Below are 21,942 nucleotides of genomic sequence, written 5' to 3'. Positions count from 1 at the left end.
ATCAATTGAGGTTTATGGTTCTTTTATTCCCCCTATCATCAAAAATAACCACACTCTTCACCCTATCGCCAACCTGGATAAACCTGGCCGATTGAGATAAAAACGAATTGCCGTAATAAAACTCTTGCCGGGCTGTTTTACCGTCCTTGTAAGTGATTAAAGCATAAGCATCCTGCTCGCCGACTGGTATGTTTTTTATTCGGGCGTTCATTTTAAATACTTTTAATGAATCTTTATTCTGGCTGGCAGCTAACAGCATATGCCCGCTGTTATCGCGCAGTTTTACCAGCGCCTTACCATTACCGGGGATATAAATGCCACTTTGCAGTATGCTCATTGGTTTAAAGCCGCCCTTACCGTCGCCTTTCAGCATAAGCCCATTCAAAGCGTCATAACGGCCAATGGATACATCGGTGCCATAGTCGTTGCCGTTTATCACCACATCCAGGTTGCCGTCGCCGTCAAAATCACCGGTTTCCATACCGTTCAGTACCGATACCTGGGCTTCAATGGGTAAAGGGATCATGGTGAATTTGCCATTGCCATCGTTACGCAGGTAGCATGATTTAAGCATATTGGCTTTAAGCCTGATAGCCCCTTCCATTTGTTCGGGCGATAGTACATCGCTCATGGTAGCCGTTGCGTACGATTTATAGTTCTGGAACTTTTTCTTCATGCTGATCATCTGCTTCAGCAAATCCTCGCGCCCCACTGAAGGAAACTCCTTTTTATCCCCATCCTGTGATGGTAAAAACAAGGATGGGATAGCAGTTAAGCTTCCGTTTTTGTCAAAATCCTTCGCGGTAATGTAAACCGGGTATTGATCGCTGGCCTGGAACAAGCTGTTTTGACCAAGGTTGCCCACAATATAATCTGTACGACCGGTATGCCTGAAATCGCCGGCAACTACAGAGTTCCACCAGCCCAATTTATCGCCAAGCCCCGTTGCTGCGGTTACATTCACAAATTTGCCATGATCGTTTTTCAGGAAGGTTACCGGCATCCACTCGCCGGCCAGGATCATATCGGGCCAGCCATCGTTATCAAAATCGGTAAACAGGGCATCGCAAACCATTCCTATTTTTTTCAAAACAGGTGCTACCTGCGCGGTTACATCGGTAAATTTAATGTGCCCGTCTTTACTATCGTTCCTTAAAATGATGCTGGATACAGGCGTTGGGTAATGCCATGGATCAACCCTGCCAGATATGAAAAGGTCGGGCTTGCCGTCTTTATTATAATCGCAGGCCCTTACGCATAGTTTACTGGTAGTATTGGCTGGCAAGGCATCGGTTGCCAGGGTAAAATTGCCTTTGCCATCGTTAAGGTATAACCTGTCCTGGTATTCGGGGCTGCCCGTCATGGCCTCGTAACCGCCGCTTGCAGCATACAAATCAAGTTTACCATCGCCGTTGGCATCAAAAAGCAATAACCCAGCATCTTTATACAGGTGTTTACTATCTGGCTGGGTACTTAGTAAATCGCGCTGAATAAACTTGCCATTAGCTTGCTGTAAAAACACCTGGGCGGGGTAAACCGCATTACCCCCTACTATCATATCATCAAAACCGTTACCGTCCACATCGCCAACGGCAAGCGCGGGGCTGTATTCTGATAACTTATGCGGTAATAGTTTTTGAATATTGAAGTCGCTAAAATCGGCGGCTTTGTGTTTAAAGTGAATACCTAAAGAATCTGATACTTCTTTAAACAAGGCTTTGGTTGCAAACTGCGGCTGGTTAATGGTGTAAGAGCTTTTGGCATCGGCAATGTTGAGCTTCAATTTTTGATCGGCCTTAACGTTTAGTAAAACCTGCTTTTTGTTACCCGGCCATTTGATCACTACCGAATCGACAGAGATTACTTTACCTAACCCGAAATGTGCGATACACTCATCTGATGATAGGTAGCCCCGGTAAGGGTCGTTCTCATAAACCTGCTGTTTGCCATGATCATAGTAAATGTTCACTATAGTACCTAAAGCGCCAATGTTTTGCTTATCGCCGGTAAAGCTCAATTGCAGAAAGTGGGTTTTAGCCCGCTTCTCTTTATCGTCGCGGGAGGTATTGCGGTATACCAATGCCTCATCGTTAACGTTGTTGATCACCATATCCATAGCACCATCATTATCCAAATCAACATATACCGCGCCGTTTGAAAACGTGGGCAGGTTTAAGCCCCAGGTTTTACTTACATCGGTAAACGTAAGGTTACCGTTATTGGAGAATGCATAGTTGTGCAGTTTAATTTGCGGAATTTGCTCCAGTACTTTCTTTTTGGGCGTTACCGCAAAGGCCTGCTGCCGGTAGGTCATAAAATCACGGTCGGATACATCTTTGGGGTAGCCATTGGTTACCACCAGGTCGCGGTAGCCGTCGTTATCAAAATCGGTAACCAAAGGTGTCCAGCTCCAGTCTGTTTGCGACATGCCGCTCAAAAAACCAACCTCGCTGAAAGCCGGGCTGCCAATGCGGCCCTGCGCGCCAACTTTGGGTCCCTGGTTAACCTGTAAGGTATTGCGCACGTACTGGTATTGCGTGCCAAACATGTCAAAATATTGAAACATCTGGTAGCTGTTGGCACCCAGGATCATTTTTTTACGATAGTTATCCTCGGGATTCATATCCAGCTCAACCACATCAGCCAGGCCATCGTTATTAATATCCACAATATCCTGCCCCATGGCGTTGTAAGATGTGTGTTTAAAATACTCCTTTGAACGATCTGTAAACGTACCGTTGTGGTTGTTGATGTATAAAATATTGCTCGATACAAAATCATTAGATACATAGATATCCTTCCAGCCATCGCCATCAATATCTACTGTAGTGGCACCGTGTCCAAAACCATCTATATTGGTACCTGCCTGTTGTGAAACGTCATGAAATACAGCGTGGTGAAGTTTTTCGTCCCAATCGTTACGGAATAACCGGCCTGTGCTGTTGCTGTTTGTGCGGGTAGCTTTGCCAAAAACATTTGGATAGTAATTGGATGACGCGGTGTTTACGGTGAGGTACATATCCAGGTCGCCATCATTATCATAATCAAAAAAGCTGGCCATGGTTGATTGCCGGGTAAGATCTAAGCCATACTCTTTGGCCATATCCTTAAAATGAGGTATGCCGTCCTTATCCTTGCCCTGGTTCACGTATAAAATATTGCGCCTCCTTGCCGAATCGGGGTAAATGGTATTACACACGTAAATATCCATCAGGCCATCGTTGTTAATATCAACAATGGCAACACCCCGGCCCCACCTGCCCATGCCATTTACGCCGGCTTTATCGGTAATATCTTCAAATTCAAAATTGCCTTTATTGAGGTAGAGTTTGCTTGATACCAGGTTGCCGGTAAAATATAGATCGGGTAAGCCATCGTTGTTAAAATCGCCCACGCCAACACCACCGCCATTGTAAATATTGGTCATATCAAAGGGGTTGATGGTATCGGTTTCGATGATCTCATTATTAAAATGGATACCCGAATGTGAGGACGAAATTTGTTGGAACAATGTATGCTTCTTGCATGAAAATAAGCAAACAGCAATCAAAAACAAAGCGGAAGTATATATTTTATTCATACAAGAATACGAGCTGAAATTTAACAGTATGCATTGATTTATTTATTGATAAAGGCCAATATCTTTTTAACCTCCTGCGGATATATGGCTATATGATGGGTGTGCACAAAAAACCTGACCGGCGGTGCCTTATCTGCAACCTGTACCGATATTACGCTGGTGGTAAGCTCCGGCATGTGGCAGCTGATGCATTTGGCTTTCAGCATATCAGCACCAAGCTTATCGGTCATTTTACAATAAGTATGGTTTGGGGTATTATGGCAGCTCAGGCATTTTTGAGCGTACAAAATATCGTTGCCCCGGGTGTTTTGATGGGTATTGTGGCAGGTACCGCAATCCATCTTGCTGTTAAGGTAGCATTTACTGCTTTGCAACAACTGAAATTGTTTGCCATGTACATCTAAATGGGTGGTATCTAAATGCTGCTGAAACTCGGGCAGTTTATATTTGGCAAAGGTATCACCGGGCATGAAGCCAAAGGTTGATTTAAGCAGGGAAGTATGAATGCCTGAATGGCAAACCGCACAGGCATCCATACGCTGGGCTCTGCTTAGTGAAGCATAGCTGGCGATAAACTTCGCCGTTTTTACCTGCGGATTGCTGGTTTGAAAATCAACATGCTGCGCGCCGGGGCCATGGCAGCGTTCGCAATCAATACCGTAAACCATGGTACTTCTATCAAACTGCTCATCGCGGCTTAGCTGCTGCTTTCCGCCGGGCATTTCATTTACATAGGATACATGGCACTCCAAACAGCGTTTCCCTATTGACCGGAAATCAACAAAACTAAATTTATAACCGGGGCTTGTTGACCACTCGTTTTGCCGGTTAAAGTATGAAAGCGGCAACTGGTAAAGCCCATCCCCTTTCCAATACAAATAGCTCTCGCCCTTAACACCGCCAAAAGCAATATCAAACCGATGGGCACCCTTTACCTTGCCATTTACATAATATGTTTGATATAAGCCACTATCGCGTTTCTCCATCACAATCTTTTGGTTTTGGTCGATATTGAAAACATTTGACCCCTTAGCAAAGCTGCCGTGCACCGAATTGGGTGTGGCAGGCATTGAGGCCATAAAATGGGCTGTATGCAGGTACGAGTCATAAACCTTAGCATGGCATTTGGCACAGGCTTTTGAGCCGGCATAGGCATCGCCACGCGGATCGGCGCTGGCTGTACCGGGTTTAAACTGGGTGTAAAAAACCGCCAGTAATGCTATACAAATACCTGCTACAACTAATACCTTCTTCATCGCAGCATATCAGCTAAGCAAATTTTGTCAACTATTGGTTTGATGCAATGCATATCAATTTTTTGATGTACCGCCATCGGTATCGCGGGTACATTTAGGTTAAAAAGGGGTGCATGTTACAAAAACATGCTATAAACCGGGCCATATATTAAAAATCCCGAAAGGTAAAAAGGCTTTCCCCAATTGGGGAAAGCCAAAACAAGATAACCAACTATAAACTAAGTCTCATTTTAAATTTATACCCTTCCCGCTCAATAGCCCGGGTTTTGCGTTAAGTTTGGATTTAACCCCCGTGCTGTTTGCGGAATAGGTAATATATCACGACCGGCAGGCAGCGATGTACGCCAAACACCATGCAATTTACCATCGGCAGTTGGGCCATATGGATAAGGTTGCGGGGTTACTGTGCCATCGGTACCGTAGTTGGCTTTAATGAAAGCAGCCGCTACACCTGCACCAGCCCTGCGTAACAGGTAAAACACCGAATATTCGCCGGTAAGTTCGTGTCTATATTCACTTAACACCATCTGTAACGGATCGGTAATTGGCGATGTTGGCTTGCCATCAAAAGTTAAACCATCCTGCATAACCGCAGGGGCCGTGCCGCCAAATGCCCGGTTCCTAACTATTTTCAGGTCGGCCATCGCTCCCGGTACATCGCCGGTACGTATTTTACACTCAGCTCTTGACAGTAGTACTTCGGCGTAACGCATCAATATCTGGTTTTGTGAACCAAAAATAGTTGATGAACCGTTGGCACCGGTAAGGTTTGGATCGCGCCATTTTTTAGCGCAATAGTAACCAGAACGGGTAAGGTCATCACCATACCATGGCTGCCTGATGGCCCCAACGGTATTAATAATTTTGCCGTCATCACCAACGTAGGAGCCATATTGCTGCCCTGCGTTATCTTTGGTTCCGTTTTTAAAACCATCAATAGTTACCTGGTAGCCTTTAATACCACCCCATTTTTTGATGATTCCCGGGCTGATCAATGAATCGCCAGGACCAGCAATGGTTGCGTGTTTGCGTAAATCGCCTGTTTGGTAGGAGTACTCTAAACCAGGGTTACCATAATCATAACCAAAACCGCTTATTTCATGTGGCCAGCTAAAGTCATCTATCCATGCAACTTCGCCGCCGTTTTGCCAGCCGCCATCCCAGCTTTGTGAACCCTGGATATCAAACTGAATTTCAAACAACGACTCGTCGTTGTTTTGATGATCAAATTCATGAACATCAATAAAGTTTGGCAGCAAATGATAGTTATTGGTAAGCTCCGGATTGTTAAACGCGGCTAAGGCATCGGTGTATTTACCCAACCACATCTGTGCCGATCCTTCGTAAGCATAAGCAGCACCTTTAGTGGCACGGCCTAATTCCGTTGCAGGCAAGGTTGTTTTTGATTGTAATAAGGTTTCGGCTTGTTTCATATCGGCAACTACCTGTGCAAATACCTGCTCTTGCGTACTTCTTGGAGCCAGGCCATTGGTAGATGCTTTTAATTCTATCGGTACACCACCAAAGCTGCCTGCAAGGTAATAATAGGTCATGCCGCGTAAAAAGTACGCTTCACCCAACAGGCGGTTTCCTAACTCCTCGGTAACAACACCTTTTGTTTTTGCTGTCGCGATGATCTCTAAAGCCGAGTTGGCACGGATAATATCGATATAACCATTTTGCCAAAATGTATACAAAGCGGCAAAAGTAGGACTAATGGTATAGTTGTTCCAGGCAATATCACCACCATCATTAAACCAGTCATGTGATGTAAAGTTGGCGTAGTACCAGATGGATTTTTTCAGCAGATCGCTGTTTTGGTAACCATCATAAATACTGTTTACCAGCGCTACAACATCCTGTGATTTTTCAAAAGTGGCATCGGCTGTTGACTGGAAGGTATTGGTTTGGGTTAAAAAATTCTTTTTACAGCTTAGCGGGATCAGTAATGTACCGACCAGGGCTATTAGCGCTATATATTTCTTATTCATTTTCATATCGTTAATTTTTTTATCTCCTTATTAAAATACTACGTTTAAGCCCACTGTATAGAATCTTGATGACGGGTAAGTACCGTTATCAATACCTGTTTGGGTTGGACTGCCACCTTGTGAACCAATTTCGGGGTCAAGACCGGTGTATTTTGTGATGGTGAATAAATTTTGTGATGACACGTAGAACCTTACTTTGGTCAGGCTAATTTTTTTAACCAGGCTTGTTGGTAAAGTATAACCAACGGTAAGGGTTTTTAATTTAAGGAAGCTACCGTTTTCGATCCAAACGCTTGATGGTACAAGGTTACCGTAATCGGTATCATCATAATGTACCGTAGCGTAACGATTTGAGGGACGTGAAGGTGTAAAGTAATTATTGTAATACTCTTTGCTTACGTTTTCGATACTTACCGATCCCCTTTGTGCAAAGCTCTCTAAATTACTTTCCTGGTAGTTAAGGATCTTGTTACCGTAAACACCGTAGAAGTAAGCGTTAAAATCCCATGATTTATAGTTTGCACCTAAGTTAAAACCACCAAAGAATTTTGGCTGCGCGCTGCCTAAGCTTACCTGGTCATCAGGGGTTACGCTGCCGCTGTTATTTACATCGGCAAATAATCTATCGCCTACTACGGTTGTAGCTTTGTAGTAATAAGCATTACCTTTTGCCTGTGCGGCTTTGTTCAAGGCATCTAACTGGGCCTGGTTTTGGATAATGCCAAGGGCTTTATAGCCGTAGAACTCGCCAATTGGCTGACCGATGTAGGTACGGGTAAAATCTGTCCAGCCATCGCCTGTTAAAGCAAGGCTTCCTAAATTACCGATGTAGTTGTTGCCAGAGTTTAAGCTGGTTAGTTTATTTTTTATGAATGAGCCGGTTAAGGCCAGGTCAATACGTAAATCGGATGTTACAGCGTGATTATAGCTTACTGCAAATTCCCAACCTTTGTTCACTATTGAGCCAACATTGCTTGGCAAGGTTAAATAACCTGTTTGCGGCGAAGCCGTAAGGTTCAATAAGAAATCTTTCGACCTTCTGTTGAAATAATCAACAGTTAGAGTTAAATCGCCGTGTAAAAACGAGACATCGGTACCAATATCGGTTTCATAATCTGTTTCCCAACGGATATTATCATTTTCTGGTTGAAAAGAAGCTATACCAGCCTGGTAAGTACCATTTGTACCACCAACTTTACCAAAAGCGTAACCAAGGTTGCCACTGTTGCCCGGTGCCGAACCTGCTGTGTAAAGCGACTGATAGGTAAAATCGCCTATACCGGCCTGGTTACCCAGCTCACCATAACTACCTCTGAATTTTAAACCTGATAACCAATCAACATTGGCCAGAAAAGATTCTTTCTTAGCGTTCCAGTTTAAAGCTCCCGAATAAAAAGTTCCGTATTGGTGGCCAGGCGCAAATTGCGATGAACCATCTCTCCTAACTGTAGCCGTTAAATAATATTTAGTTAAATAGTTATAAGATAACCTTGCAAATTGCGACGCGTAAGAACGCTTGATTTCGCCGTTGCCGTAAGGATCAAGCTTAAGGTTAGTACCCTGGTTTAAATCTTTAATAACGCTGTTTGGCGGAATTACGCTGCCACCCATACTGTTATAATCGCGCTCCTGCTCAGATACACCACCTACAAAATTGATGGTATGTGCGCCAAAGGTTTTATCATATGACAGGTAATTTTCCCACAACCAGTCAAAAGTGCTGTTGATGTGCTGAGAGAACAAGGCGTTACCAGATGCACCGGCTGCGGCACCATACTGATTAATTTTACGGTCATCTTCGGGTTGGAAATAGGATCCGTTATAACCTGTATAAGTAATACCTGCGTTGGTTTTCAGTTTAAGGCCATCAAAAATAGAAGCCTCTAACTGCGAGTTAACCTTAAAAAAGTTATTGATGTTTTTGTATTGGTTATGATCCAGATCATAAATAGGGTTGCCGTTTTTAGCAACGTAGGTATATATAGGGTTGTAAAAACCGTAATTACCGTTGGCATCTTTTATCTGGCTGGTATTTTTGTTACCGCCATCTAAAGTTGGTGGCAATTGGTTAATGATCCCTAAACTGCCTGTACCAAAAGGGGTGTTGTAATTTTGGTATGAGTAATTGGCGTTTGTGGTTGATTTAAGCCATTTCATAGGCTGATAATCTAACTTGGCACCAAGGGTGATCCTTTTAAAGTACGATGCGTAAACGGTACCTTTTTGATCGTAATAGCCAATTGCTATTTTAGATTGAACTTTTTCATTACCACCGCGGATGGACAAATCATAGTTTTGAGTTAAACCTGAGCGGTAGATAGCATTTTGCCAGTCGGAATTGGTTAATGAAGCGGGATCTGCCCAGTTAGCCAATGTGGTAAAATGTTTGTTTGGGTCTGTTGCTGCTACTGTGTTGGCCAGTGTGGCAAATTGTTGCGCGTTTAACAGATCGTACTGTTTTGGCTTGCTTTGAAAAGCATTGTAGGCGTTTAATTCAACTACCGCGTTACCATCTTTTTTACCGGCTTTGGTAGTGATCAAAACAACACCATTAGCCGCCCTGACACCGTAAATGGCCGTTGCAGATGCATCTTTCAATATCTCCATAGATGCGATATCGCTTGGGTTGATATTGTTGATACCACCCGCGTTTAACGGATAGCCGTCAATAACATATAATGGCGAGTTGCCACCTGCCGCGGGGCTACCTGTACCCCTGATGATCACCGATACGTTACCGCCTGGTGAAGCATCATTATTGGTAACCTGCACACCTGCCGCGCGGCCCTGTAAGGCCTGGTCTAAAGATGTAACGGGTACTTTTTCAATAGTTGCCGCGCTCACCGAGCTGATAGCACCTGTAACATCGCTGCGTTTGGCACTGCCATAGCCAATTACCACAACCTCGTTCAAAGCTTTATTTTCGGGCGCTAATTTTACGTTTAAGGCCGAACCGTTTACCGCTACTTCCTGCGGGGTATAGCCAATAAAAGTGAAGATCAGCGTAGCATTGCTGGCTGCATTGATGGAGTAAATACCGTCGGTATTGGTGCTTGTTACCGTAGTGGTACCTTTAACCCTAACGGTTACGCCGGGTATGGGTAGCCCGTCATCGGAACCGGTAACTTTTCCGGTAACTTTACTTTGCGCGTAACCCGACATGCTCACCAGTAAAAGTGATAAGCTGATCCAGATCAAAGACACAACTTTTTTGATGTGTAATTTTCCTCTCATATTATTATGTTAAAATTTAAAATTGGTTTGCTATCGAAGCGGTTCAATATCCTGTTTATTGCAAACGGAACTACTGAACCTTGATACCAAATCTATGCAACCAATACAATCGATTGTACCACATATGTTAAAATTGATACAACAAATGTTAACCTGCACAAATACAATGATTATCAATTACTTACAATTTAAAATAATAAAAAAATGAGATTTTATAATTAATATCGGTTACAAAATGATACAAATTTATCATCCTTTTTTAGGCTGTCTTAGTGTAATGAATGCATTGGGATACAGGTGCATCGGGCTAAACTGCGCGGCCGGAATGTAGATGTGTTAATCTATTGGAGACGAAGCAATCGCGAACTTTGCAGATCCGCCCCGTAGTGTATGAGATTGCTTCGTTTCTACCCATGACAAGTTGTAAAACGGAAGTCATCCTGAACTTGTTTCAGGACCCCACAAGACAGGTAACCCGCATGATGTATAATTAGCGAGTGGGGTGCTGAAACAAGTTCAGCATGACGGCGAGGTTAAAGGTGATTGTCATTTCAACATTCACAGTCCCCATATTTTAAAACTCGCAATGACATGGTGTATACCCCAGACTTACGAAGTTTTAAAAACTTCGTAAGTCTCTCGTCGCTTTATCATTTCCACCTTCAGAGGCCCCGGATTTTAAAAATTCACAATGACATGGTGGACTTATCATGGGTAAGCACGAAGCAATGGTGCCTTATCTGATCATCTATCAGGCCAGCACATCTTCCTGCTCTTTATTACGCAGCTCGGCGATATATTCAGATGGGAGCATGCCGTATTCTTCGCGGAATACTTTTGCAAAATAGGCCGCGTTATTAAAGCCAACTTCGTAAGCCACATTAGCAATGCTCAGCTTGCTTTTCTCTAATAACTGTACCGCCCGTTTTAAGCGGATGGTTCTGATGCAATCAACAGGAGTTTTACCTGTAAGCGTTAGCAGCTTACGATACAGCGATACCCTGCTCAAAGCCAGGTGGCGGCTCAATTCTTCTACAGAGAAATTGGATTTGGTGATATTTTGCTCTATAAAATCAAGCGCGTTCTTTAAAAACTTTTCATCCTCAGATACAACAACAACATCCTGCGATTGGATCTCCACCTGTTTTTGATAGGTTTCTTTAAACGTTTGCTGCATGGTTAACAGGTTGTTGATCTTGGAGAGCAGTATCTCGAAATTAAAAGGCTTGATAATGTAATCATTGGCTCCACATTCTAAACCAGCTAACTGATCTTCCTCGCCGGTAACAGCAGTTAACAATATAATAGGGATCTGGGCGGTGCGGCTATCACCTTTAATTTTGCGCGATAATTCTAAACCATCCATTTCGGGCATGGTTACGTCGCTTACTATTAGCTTGGGATGTAATGACAGCGCTTTTTGCCAGCCTTCCCTCCCATTTGCGGCCTCAATAATATGGAAGTTGTTTTTGAGGTTTTCTTTGAGGTAAAACCGCAGGTCGTCATCGTCCTCAATCAATAAAACAGTGTTCTTTTTTGTTGTACCCTGTATGCCATCGGTATTTTTGAGCTCCAGTTTTGCAGGCCTGCCTTGTTTTACGGCAGCATCCGGTTTTTCGATTTTGCCGCCAACGGGCAAGCTGATAATGAAACAGCTGCCATAATCAGGTTCGCTTTCCAGTTTAATGCTGCCGCCGTGCATTTTCACAAACTCCTTGGTAATAGATAAACCTATACCACTACCCTGGTTAAGCAAACTTTCGGGAATATCATCCTGGAAAAAGCGCTCAAATATCATATCCTGGTTTTCTTTGGTGATGCCTATACCTGTATCAATCACCCTTATTTCCAACAACTTTTGGTCAGCAGGTAAAGTATCAACCTCTGGCAGGTTTAATATTACGCTGATAGTTCCACCCGCAGGGGTAAACTTAAAGGCATTGGAGAGCAGGTTAAACAGGATCCGTTCAATTTTGTCATGATCAAACCTGGTGATAAAGGAGTTAATCTCACTTTCAAAAAGAAATTCAATTTGCTTCTGATGGGCTACATCGGTAAACGAGGACGAAACATCTTTAATAAACTGGATGATATCGCCTTTATTTAAAGAAAGCTTCAGCTCGTTATATTCCATCTTCCTGAAATCAACCAGCTGATTAACCAGGTTAAGGAGGCGTTTGCTGTTGCGCTTAATCATGGTGAGGTGATGCTGCTGGGCTGGCTTATCAGTTATTTTGATGAGGTCATCAATAGGCGATAATATTAGAGACAAGGGCGTTCTGAACTCATGACTGATATTCACAAAAAACTTGATCTTCATCATATCCAACTGGTGCATTCGCTGTGCTTCTTCACGTTCGTTGGCCAGTTTTCGCTCTGCTTCAATCTCGGCCTGTTTAAACTCAAACTGGCGTTCCAGCTTCCTGATGCCCCGGTGCCTAACGAATAGGATGAGGGTAACTATTAAAAGCAGGTATGTAGCGTAGGCAGCGGGAGTTTTCCAAAAAGGAGGCATTACCTTAATTTTCAGGGAGATCACTTTATCGGTATTCACCGCTCTTACATAAAAAGTATAATCGCCGCCATCAAGGTTGGTATAGGTTGCGCTGTGACTATTTGCCGGAAAGGTGATCCACCCTTTATCGAAATCCTCCAACATGTACTGGTATTTTATTTTGTTTGGATAAAAATACTCACAGGTAGCAAACTCTATTTCAAATACGTTTTCATTGTGATTTAGCGTGATGGCTTTGGTTTCAGAGATCGATTTTTCTAAAATAACCCTCCCTTTTACTGTATCGCCGGCCGAGACGCTTTTGTTAAATAATCTAAAATCAGTAAATACCAGGTTAGGGTCTGGCTTAACGGTAGTGATCGCTGCCGGGTCGAACAAATTAAAACCATGCGCACCGCCAAAGGCCATTTTACCATCCTTAAATAATAATGCTGCATACAGGTTAAAATCACGGGCCTGCAAACCATCAGATTCATTATAGTTATTCACCTGGAACTTATAGTTACTCCCGCTACCGCTAAGTTTAACGCTTGATAAGCCGTTAGTGGTACTTACCCACATCCTCCCCTGCTTGTCTTCTAAAATATTTGAAACATTATTAACCGACCAGCTAATGGCATCTGCTATCTTTAAAAATTTGTTAGTCCGAGGATTCAGGATACTTAAACCACTTTTGGTGCCTATCCACATTAGTCCACGGCTATCCTGCGTAATAATATTTACATCGCTGCCGGCAAGGCTGTTGGGGTTATTGGGCTGATAGTAATAGTGCTTTACTTTGTTGCTCTTCAAATTAATGAAATCAACACCTTTATCGCGTCCTATCCATATGTTACCCTGTTTATCCTTACACAAAAATGCCGTATAATCAGATACCATTGGGTAATTGGGATGTTTAAATGTATTGCTTTTACGGTCGAGCACGTTAAGGCCACCGGCAAAGGTGCCTACCCACAAATTCAGGGCATTATCTTCAATAATAGTATATACCCTATCATCGCTGATGCTTGCAGCATCTTTATCACTGTGACGGTAATGGGTAAACTTTCCACCGGCAAAGCATTCCAGGCCGCCAAAATAAGTACCTATCCACAGTTTATGATCATGATCCATATACAAGGCGATAATGATATCATTTGATAAACTATTGGGGTTATTGGCATCATGCTTAAACTGGGTGTATTTTTTTGTTTGCCGGTTATAATTAATCAATCCGCCACCGTTGGTACCAATCCATAGGCTACCATTTATATCTTCGGCAAAAGCATTGATATCTTCAAACGGCAAACTGTTGTTATCCGTTAGTAAATGTCGGTAAACCTGGAACTGAATTATAGCTTTATGGTAATAATTTACCCCTTGCTTAAAAGTACCGGCCCAAATAATGCCGTCATTATCTTTAAAAAGGTTTACACTGTTTCCGCTGATGGATTGCGGATCATCCTCCTTGTTAACCACATATGTAACCTTATTTGTCGCCGGATCGAGCACGTTTAGCCCACCGTGATCGGTACCTATCCAGATTTTGCCGTCGTCGGCCTGCAGGATGCTATTGATGATATTGGAGCTTAGCCTGCCAACGGGAGTATCTTTACCATAATGCAGCAGCGCGTTGGTTTGCGTATTATAACAATAAGTACCAATAGGGCCGGCCGCCGAATAGATCCACAAATTATCCTTATCATCAACACTCATGGTGTATGATTTTGGCTTAAACGCGTTTGCTTTTACCACGCCATCAAACCGGCGGGTAATTTTATTTACTTTACTATCCAGTTCCTCTATAATGCCATCATCATAAATAAGCCAAACGGCATTGCTGCGGGTTGCTACAACATCCATTACGTTGTTGGTATGCAGCACCACATTTGAGTTTGGTGCGGTGCTGTAAAACACCGTTGAGCTATCGGCAGGAGCGTATTTGTAAAGCCCTTTTTCCCTGGTGGTAAACCAGTAATTACCATCCTTGTCTTTTTTTATCGACCTGATCTGGTTGGTTAATACCTTATATTTTTTTAGCTCGGCTGCCAAACTGCCCGAAAAGTTTTCTCTTGCCGAATTGTAAATATTGATATCGCTATGTGTAAAGATCCACAGTTTTTTACCCGGCCCTTCATTGATGCTCGAAATAAAATTTTCGGTAAGTGAATTGGGGTCTTTTACATCGTGCTTAAAAACTTTGAATTTATAACCATCGTACCTGTTTAAGCCCGAATTGGTGGCCACCCATATGAAGCCTTTCTCGTCTTTAAAAATATAATTTACATGATTGTCAGACAGGCCGTTGGTAATATCAAGATGCGAAAACTTGTATGGATCGTTTTGGGCGTACAATAATTGCCGGGTACATAAAAGCAGTACAAATAATATATAGAATTTAAAATTCATAAAGTTTATTACCGGCAATCGATTGGGGAACTTATATTTTGGTTTATAAGATTATAAAACTACACAATAACCGTTAAAAACACACGAATAAAAAAATTAATTATTAACAAAAATTGAGGGGTGGTTACACTATGTCATTGCGAGTGATAAAATCCGCAGACTGCGAAGGAGGAAATGACGCAGATCGCATGGCGTAGAAAACTCACCCGCCAGCGCTACGCGCGGCACCCTCCTTCGGCTTCGCCGGAAAGAGGGGTTTAAAGTTTTTTGTATTTATATTACTTGTAATCAATTTATTAACTATTAAAACCCCTCTTTCCACCGCAGGTGAAGAGAGGGTGGCGGGCGAAGCCTCGCCGGGTGAGTCTTAACCAGCGTTCAAAGCCAATGTTTATGTAAAGTACAAAACGTCATGGGTAGGCACAAAGCAATCGCGAACTATGCAGATCCGCCCTGTAGAGCATGAGATTGCTTCATTCCTCGCAATGACATGGTCGACTTGTCATGGGTAGCCTGTCGAAACACGCGAACAAAGGCCCTGCGCACGAATCGTCGACAGGCTCAGACTGACCGGCCCGCCCACTTTATAAAACACAATACGTCATGATGTTAACTACTTCGTATACGCCCTCCTAAATTCCTTAGGACCACACAGCTAAACCACATCATTTTACTTTATTGTGATAAGGAAAGGGCATGCAGCTTGGCCGATTTGTTACTTTTACCATCCTTTAAATCAACAGCAAATGAAAGCTTTAACATTTTCAACTTTTGGCAGCCCTGATGTACTTGAATATATTGATATCCCCAACCCTATACTAAAACCGGGCGAGCTATTAGTTGAAGTGAAAGCGATAGGTTTGAACTTTGCCGATGTTTATCGCCGTAAGGGCAACTATCATCTTAAAGGCAACCCGCCCTTTATTGCGGGTTACGAGGGTGCGGGTGTAGTAGTTGATGCTAACAACAACCCGGGTTTTAACATAGGCGACAGGATTGGCTTTGCCGATGTTCCCTTTGCTAATGCCGAGCTTGTAGCCGTACCTGTTGATCATGCTATCCCATTAGATGATGTAACCAGTTTTGAAACTGCGGCATCCGTTTTATTACAGGGGCTTACGGCCCAATACCTGGCAACCGATAGCCACCATACTAATGCCGGAGAAACGGTATTGATCCATGCCTGTGCAGGCGGCGTGGGCTTGTTACTAACCCAGATCAGCAAGCTTTTGGGTGCCACTACCCTTGGCTTAACTTCATCGGCAGAAAAAGCTCAAATAGCCTTAAATAATGGTATAGACAAAGTATTCCTTTATCAAAATGACTGGCAAAAAGAACTGTTAACTTTTTGTCCCGGAGGTGTAGATGTAGTATATGATAGCATTGGCAGTACCTTACAGGACAGCTTTGCCGTCACCAAAAACTGCGGCCAGGTTGTATTTTTTGGTATGGCGGGCGGTGATCCTGCCTTTGTTGACCCAAGAATGCTGATGGATACCTCCAAAACCCTGACAGGCGGCGATTTATGGAGTTACCTAACCTCCAAAGAAGAGCGGATAAAAAGAGCTAATCAATTATTTAATTGGATTAACAATAAGGACATTACCATTGCGCCACCAACCGTATTTAAACTTGCCGACGGCAAACAGGCGCATGTGTTATTGGAGAGCAGGAAAAGCAATGGAAAAATTATCCTGATACCGTAATTGCGATTTTTTTTGTAGAGACGCAACATTTTGCGTCTCCCGCATGCAAATCAAGCGCGCAAATAGTAATACACAAATCATTTTAACTAAAAAAAATGTCATTTCGATAAAGCGAAGCAGAGGTGTGAGCGGGGTGCGAAAGAGAAATCTTGTACGCCTTGCATGGTCGAATGTTCGCTTTTACAAGATTTCTCCTCACCTCCAACGCACCATTCACTGCCGGCTCGTTCGAACCGACAACGGTTTTATTTGGTTATACAATTACGTTACAAATTCGCTCTGTATAGCTGCAGACGCAAAATATTGCGTCTCTACAAAAAGGGAATTTATGTCGCTTTCCCTGCTATTTCTGTGATGGCTTTTACCAGTTTATCCAAATCGGCAAGAGTGGTGTATACATGCGGGGTAATGCGCACGCAGCTTACATTTTCAAATACGATGGATACCTGGTGAATTTTATATTGATTGAACAATGCTGCATCTAATTGCGCTGGCGTCACCCCATCGACAGACACACCGCAGATGGCGCATGAATATTCGGGTTTTAAAGAGGTATGCAGCTTTACTTTGGGTAGGTGCTGCACCTTGGTTGCCCAATAGTTTTTAAGGTAACGGATGCGTTCTTCCTTACGCTTGCTGCCAATAGCCATCTGAAAATTTACGGCCTCGCCTATCCCCTGCTCAATTGGGAAACTGCGGGTACCCAGGTTTTCAAACTTACGGATATCGGCACCCTGCGGGTTATCATCGCACAATAGTGGGAACACTTTGGAGATCTTTTCTTTTTTGATCCACATCATCCCGCTGCCTATTGGTGCCGAAAGGAATTTGTGCAGACTGGTACCAAAATAATCACAATTCAAATCGGGGATCTTAAAATCTAACAGACCGAATGAATGCGCGCCATCTACAATTACCTCAATACCATGACTTTTAGCCATATCGCAAATTTTGCGCACCGGCATTATTTGCCCAACATAGTTTACAATATGGGTAACATGAATCAGCTTGGTTTTGGAAGTTATGGCATCCTCATAAGCTTTTACAATCTGCTCATCGTTCTCTATCGGAAAATCGAATGTGAGTTGTTTGTAAACAATGCCTTCGCGTGTAGCGCGGGCGCGGTAGGCCTGTACCATATGTGGGTAATCCAACCTGGCCCCTATAACCTCGTCGCTGCTTTTTAATGGCAAACCGTATATAATGGTATTAAGCGCTTCGGTTGAGTTGCGGTTAATGGCAATTTCTTCGGGCAGCGCACCGGCCAGCAAGGCCAGCTTCTCGCGCAGGGGTTCGCGGCCCTGGTCAAGGATGCGCCACATGAAATATGACGGACCTTCGTTGGTGAGCTGGTTATAACGTTCGACCGCCTGCTGTACCACTAATGGCGATGGCGATACCCCACCGTTATTCAAATTGATAATATTAGGACTAACCGTATACGCCCGCTGAATTTCGGCCCAAAAATCCTCATCTGTAGCCACTTGCTGAGGTGTTAGGTGGGCTACCTTCCTTTCGGCTGATTTCCAAACTTCGGCATGCGCCTGGTTAAACAGGCTGGTGGCCGAAAAAGCGCCGGTTAATACGGCAGCTTGCTTAATAAAACTGCGTCGGTTGTTGGTCATGAACGAATTTAACATTTTACTCATTGAAAAACAAGCATGTACAATAAAAGTTATTTACACAATTAATCAGCCTTGTATTCAAAGGCGGGCATGCCTTTGTATCCACTATTTTTCCAAACATACAGGTGCCCTGCGCCGGGTTGTTGCCCAAGTTCATCGGCGGGAAGGCCTTTTTGGGCCGTGGTGATGTATAAATCGCCCAGGTCATCGCCGCCAAATGTACAGGATGTTATATTAGCAACCGGCATGGGTAATGCAAACAACGTTTTACCGGTTGAGGGATCCCGACGGCTAACCTGCCAACCGCCCCAATGTGCTATCCAAAGCATGCCTTCGCTGTCTATCGTCATTCCATCGGGATAGCCATCCTTTTCATCAATTGTAATAACAGTTCTTTTATTGCTGATACTCCCATCTCCCTTATTAAAATCATAAGCCACAATCTGTAATGTCGGCGTATCGATGTAGTAAAAAGTTTGATGATCGGCACTCCAGGCCATTCCGTTGGAGATAGTAGTGCCCTGTATTTTTAAACTCAATCCTCCATCGGTGTCCAAAGTATAAAGGCTGCCCGCACCCGCCGTTTCATCTATCGCCATGGTACCTATCCAAAATCTGCCCGCCGGGTCGCACTTACCATCGTTGAACCTGTTTTGAGGCAAGTGCTTTTCGGGATGGTTAATATATGCCAAACGATCCGCGTGTTGGGGAATAATACTTAAGCCGCTTTGTAACGCCGCCAGTGTATCTCCGTTAGTACACAAAGCTACAGCGCTAACCATCTGGTTAAGTTCTGTTGTTTTGAATTCACCGGTGGCGGGCTTAAACTGGTGAATGTGCCCAATCAAAATATCAACCCAATACAGGGTACCTGTTTTATTATCCCAAACCGGCCCTTCGCCTAAAAAACAGGCATGCTCAACTACTGCGTTTACCATGTGTATTTATTTGATCCCTTCGGGGATGGTGCTAACCGACGTCCAGCCGCCATCAACAATTAAACTTTGACCGGTAATGTGCCGGGCTTTATCCGATACCAGGAACAGCGCCGTATTGGCTATATCAGTAACATAAGCCGGCCTGCCCATCGGCGTTATAGCCGACCATACCTTTTCATAATCCTCTTCCTCCCGGGTCCGCTCGGTTAAGGTTGCACCCGGTGCAATAGTATTTACGGTGATGTTATATTGCGATAGCTCGATAACCAGGTTTTTGGCCAGCATTTCGAGAGCTGCTTTGCTCATAGCATAAGCCGCCAAGCTTTTAAATGCCTGGTGCCCCACTACCGATGAGGTGAACAGGATTGTACCCCCATTGGCCTGCAGTTTCATTTGCTTAGCGGCAGCCTGGGCTAAAAAGAATGATCCGCCCAAATTTACCTGCATTACCTTAAAAAATGCCTCGGGCGAATAGGTTAAAAAATCGCCATATAAGGTGATCCCCGCATTGGCAATCACAATATCCAACCGGCCATATAATTCAACAGCGGTGTTTACCATGTGGTTAATAAAACCAATATCGCCCGAATCGCCGGGCATGCCTTTACAATGGATAACTGTTGCCGCCTTTTCGGCTAATTCGGCATCCATATCATTCAACAAAACCATGGCCCCTTCGGCGGCAAGCATCCTGCAGATCTCGAAACCTATGCCCTGCCCCGCACCTGTTACTATAGCTACTTTGTCTTTAAATGTCATCGGTATATGTATATTTTGATCTAAATTTTCAATTCCCCTCTTGAGAGCGCCGGACTGTGTGTTGGCAGGGGTGTGTTGACCGGCGTTCACTTCGCTTTAATAACACACCCCTCCGCCCCTCTCAAGAGGGGATTCGCGCAAAGCCCCCCGCTTTTAGTCATTTATCCTTGCTCCTTCATCTAAAAGTCCTTCGTCCAAAAGTCCAACAGTCCCAAACCCAACTAATGCGAATCCCTTACCACTTCACTCCCCGATCCACCGGTTAAAAAATCCATATCGGCACCAAGGTGGGCTTGCTGTACATGATCTATATACAATTTTACATATCCCCGGTTTGCTACGGGTGATAATGGTTCATATTGCTGTTTCCTTCGGGCAAATTCATCTTCGGTTAAATCCACATTTAATGTGCGGTTGGGTACGTCAAGCGTGATCAGGTCGCCGGTTTTAATCACAGCGAAATTGCCGCCAGCCGCTGCCTCCGGCGAAACATGCAATACTACCGTTCCAAAACCGGTACCGCTCATCCGACCGTCTGAGATGCGGACCATATCTTTTACCCCTTTTTCTAACAATTTTATCGGGATGCCCATATTGCCAACCTCGGGCATGCCGGGATATCCTTTGGGACCCACATTTTTTAACACCAGTACGCTGTTTTCATCCACATCTAATTCGGGCGTATCAATGCGGGTTTTAAAATCTTCAATATCTTCAAAAACCACAGCCTTGCCGGTATGCTGCATTAAATGCGCGCTTGCTGCCGATGGTTTGATCACGGCCCCGTTTTCGCACAGGTTACCGGTTAAAATAGCCAGTCCGGTAGCAGTGCTAAAAGGGGCATCGGTGGTGCTGATCACATCCTTGTTATAACTCTCGGCATTGGCATAATTTTCGGCTATGGTTTTGCCGTTTACGGTGATGCTGTCCCGGTGCAACAGGTGATCAAGCGCTTTAAGCACCACGGGTAAACCGCCTGCATAAAACAGATCTTCCATAAAGTATTGGCCGGATGGCTGCAAATTGGCAATTAATGGAATACCCGCCGAGAGCGGATCAAAATCTTTCAATTCCAGCGGCACGCCAATCCGCCCGGCAATAGCCAGCAGGTGGATCACAAAATTGGTTGAACCGCCGATAGCGGCATTTACACGGATGGCATTTTCAAAGGCTTCGCGCTTTAGTATGTCTGATAGTTTAAGATCTTCTTTAACCATTTCCACAATGCGGGAGCCCGAAAGCTGGGCCAGTACTTTCCGGCGGGAGTCAGCAGCCGGGATAGCCGCGTTACCGGGCAGGGACAATCCCAGTGCCTCAACCATGCAGGCCATTGAAGAGGCAGTACCCATTACCGCACAATGTCCGCGACTACGGCACATGGCGGCTTCGATGGTGACCAGTTCTTCTTCCAGTACCTTACCAACGCGCACATCATCATGGTAGCGCCAAACATCGCTGGTACCGATGCTGCTACCCCGGTGATTGCCGGTTAACATCGGTCCGCCCGAAACTACAATGGTTGGGATATTTACGCTACAAGCCCCCATTACTAACGACGGGGTGGTTTTATCGCAGCCGCAAAGCAGCACTACACCATCTATGGGATTAGCGCGGATAGATTCTTCCACGTCCATACTGGCCAGGTTGCGGTACAGCATGGCGGTGGGCTTCATCAGCGTTTCGCCTAACGACATTACCGGGAACTCCACCGGGAAACCACCGGCTTCTAAAATGCCGCGTTTAACCGATTCTGCCAGTTCCCTAAAATGGGCATTACAGGGCGTAAGCTCGCTCCAGGTATTACAGATGCCAATTACGGGCTTACCATTAAATTCATGATCGGGGATGCCCTGATTTTTCATCCAGGCACGGTAAATAAAACCGTCTTTACCTTTACGGCCAAACCATGCCCGGCTCCTTAATGGTTTTTGATCCATATGCGATGTACTG

Annotated in this window: 10 protein-coding genes; 1 reads left to right on the top strand and 9 read right to left on the bottom strand. The window is 44.2% G+C overall.

The annotated features are described in order from the left end of the window. Position 1: 1 nt before the first annotated feature. From FHS10_RS05470 to FHS10_RS05450, 5 genes are all read right to left on the bottom strand, one after another. Complete coding sequence (locus FHS10_RS05470) at positions 2-3,511, bottom strand: VCBS repeat-containing protein (RefSeq protein WP_259088320.1); 3,510 nt, start codon at positions 3,509-3,511, stop codon at positions 2-4. A 107-nt stretch (positions 3,512-3,618) separates the two neighbouring features. After that, a complete protein-coding gene (locus tag FHS10_RS05465; protein ID WP_259088319.1) occupies positions 3,619-4,836 on the bottom strand; it encodes a multiheme c-type cytochrome in 1,218 nt (405 codons plus the stop codon). Positions 4,837-5,087: 251 nt separating this feature from the next. Then, on the bottom strand, positions 5,088-6,827 hold the full coding sequence (locus tag FHS10_RS05460; protein WP_259088318.1) for a RagB/SusD family nutrient uptake outer membrane protein: 1,740 nt from the start codon (positions 6,825-6,827) through the stop codon (positions 5,088-5,090). A 30-nt stretch (positions 6,828-6,857) separates the two neighbouring features. After that, positions 6,858-10,061, bottom strand: a complete 3,204-nt coding sequence (locus FHS10_RS05455) for a SusC/RagA family TonB-linked outer membrane protein (protein ID WP_259088317.1) — start codon at positions 10,059-10,061, stop codon at positions 6,858-6,860. A gap of 751 nt (positions 10,062-10,812) precedes the next feature. Next, the gene (locus FHS10_RS05450) at positions 10,813-14,964 is read right to left on the bottom strand and encodes a hybrid sensor histidine kinase/response regulator transcription factor (RefSeq protein WP_259088316.1); all 4,152 of its coding nucleotides are present in this window, start codon (positions 14,962-14,964) and stop codon (positions 10,813-10,815) included. A 746-nt stretch (positions 14,965-15,710) separates the two neighbouring features. On the opposite strand from FHS10_RS05450, the gene FHS10_RS05445 reads away from it, so the two are divergent. After that, positions 15,711-16,670, top strand: a complete 960-nt coding sequence (locus tag FHS10_RS05445; RefSeq protein ID WP_259088315.1) for a quinone oxidoreductase family protein — start codon at positions 15,711-15,713, stop codon at positions 16,668-16,670. A gap of 326 nt (positions 16,671-16,996) precedes the next feature. Here the strand turns inward: FHS10_RS05445 and FHS10_RS05440 are convergent, their stop codons facing one another. The 4 genes from FHS10_RS05440 to FHS10_RS05425 form a co-directional block, all read right to left on the bottom strand. Further along, a complete protein-coding gene (locus tag FHS10_RS05440) occupies positions 16,997-18,295 on the bottom strand; it encodes an aminotransferase class V-fold PLP-dependent enzyme (protein WP_259088314.1) in 1,299 nt (432 codons plus the stop codon). Positions 18,296-18,357: 62 nt separating this feature from the next. Beyond that, complete coding sequence (locus tag FHS10_RS05435) at positions 18,358-19,233, bottom strand: SMP-30/gluconolactonase/LRE family protein (protein ID WP_259088313.1); 876 nt, start codon at positions 19,231-19,233, stop codon at positions 18,358-18,360. A 6-nt stretch (positions 19,234-19,239) separates the two neighbouring features. Beyond that, positions 19,240-19,992, bottom strand: coding sequence for an SDR family NAD(P)-dependent oxidoreductase (locus FHS10_RS05430; protein WP_259088312.1), 753 nt, complete (start codon positions 19,990-19,992; stop codon positions 19,240-19,242). A 221-nt stretch (positions 19,993-20,213) separates the two neighbouring features. Next, positions 20,214-21,929 (bottom strand): IlvD/Edd family dehydratase, encoded by a 1,716-nt coding sequence (locus FHS10_RS05425; RefSeq protein WP_259088311.1) that lies wholly within the window; start codon positions 21,927-21,929, stop codon positions 20,214-20,216. Positions 21,930-21,942: the final 13 nt, after the last annotated feature.

Source organism: Mucilaginibacter dorajii (genome assembly GCF_024808255.1).
Lineage (GTDB): Bacteria > Bacteroidota > Bacteroidia > Sphingobacteriales > Sphingobacteriaceae > Mucilaginibacter > Mucilaginibacter dorajii.
The sequence above is the reverse complement of the archived record's forward strand: the minus strand, read 5'-3'. Positions and strand labels throughout refer to the sequence as shown.

Excerpts from the sequence above, each read along its gene's own strand:
- FHS10_RS05465 (WP_259088319.1), bottom strand. The coding sequence starts at position 4,836 with ATGAAGAAGGTATTAGTTGTAGCAGGTATTTGTATAGCATTACTGGCG.
- FHS10_RS05460 (WP_259088318.1), bottom strand. The coding sequence starts at position 6,827 with ATGAATAAGAAATATATAGCGCTAATAGCCCTGGTCGGTACATTACTG.
- FHS10_RS05455 (WP_259088317.1), bottom strand. The coding sequence starts at position 10,061 with ATGAGAGGAAAATTACACATCAAAAAAGTTGTGTCTTTGATCTGGATC.
- FHS10_RS05450 (WP_259088316.1), bottom strand. The coding sequence starts at position 14,964 with ATGAATTTTAAATTCTATATATTATTTGTACTGCTTTTATGTACCCGG.
- FHS10_RS05445 (WP_259088315.1), top strand. The coding sequence starts at position 15,711 with ATGAAAGCTTTAACATTTTCAACTTTTGGCAGCCCTGATGTACTTGAA.
- FHS10_RS05440 (WP_259088314.1), bottom strand. The coding sequence starts at position 18,295 with ATGACCAACAACCGACGCAGTTTTATTAAGCAAGCTGCCGTATTAACC.
- FHS10_RS05435 (WP_259088313.1), bottom strand. The coding sequence starts at position 19,233 with ATGGTAAACGCAGTAGTTGAGCATGCCTGTTTTTTAGGCGAAGGGCCG.
- FHS10_RS05430 (WP_259088312.1), bottom strand. The coding sequence starts at position 19,992 with ATGACATTTAAAGACAAAGTAGCTATAGTAACAGGTGCGGGGCAGGGC.
- FHS10_RS05425 (WP_259088311.1), bottom strand. The coding sequence starts at position 21,929 with ATGGATCAAAAACCATTAAGGAGCCGGGCATGGTTTGGCCGTAAAGGT.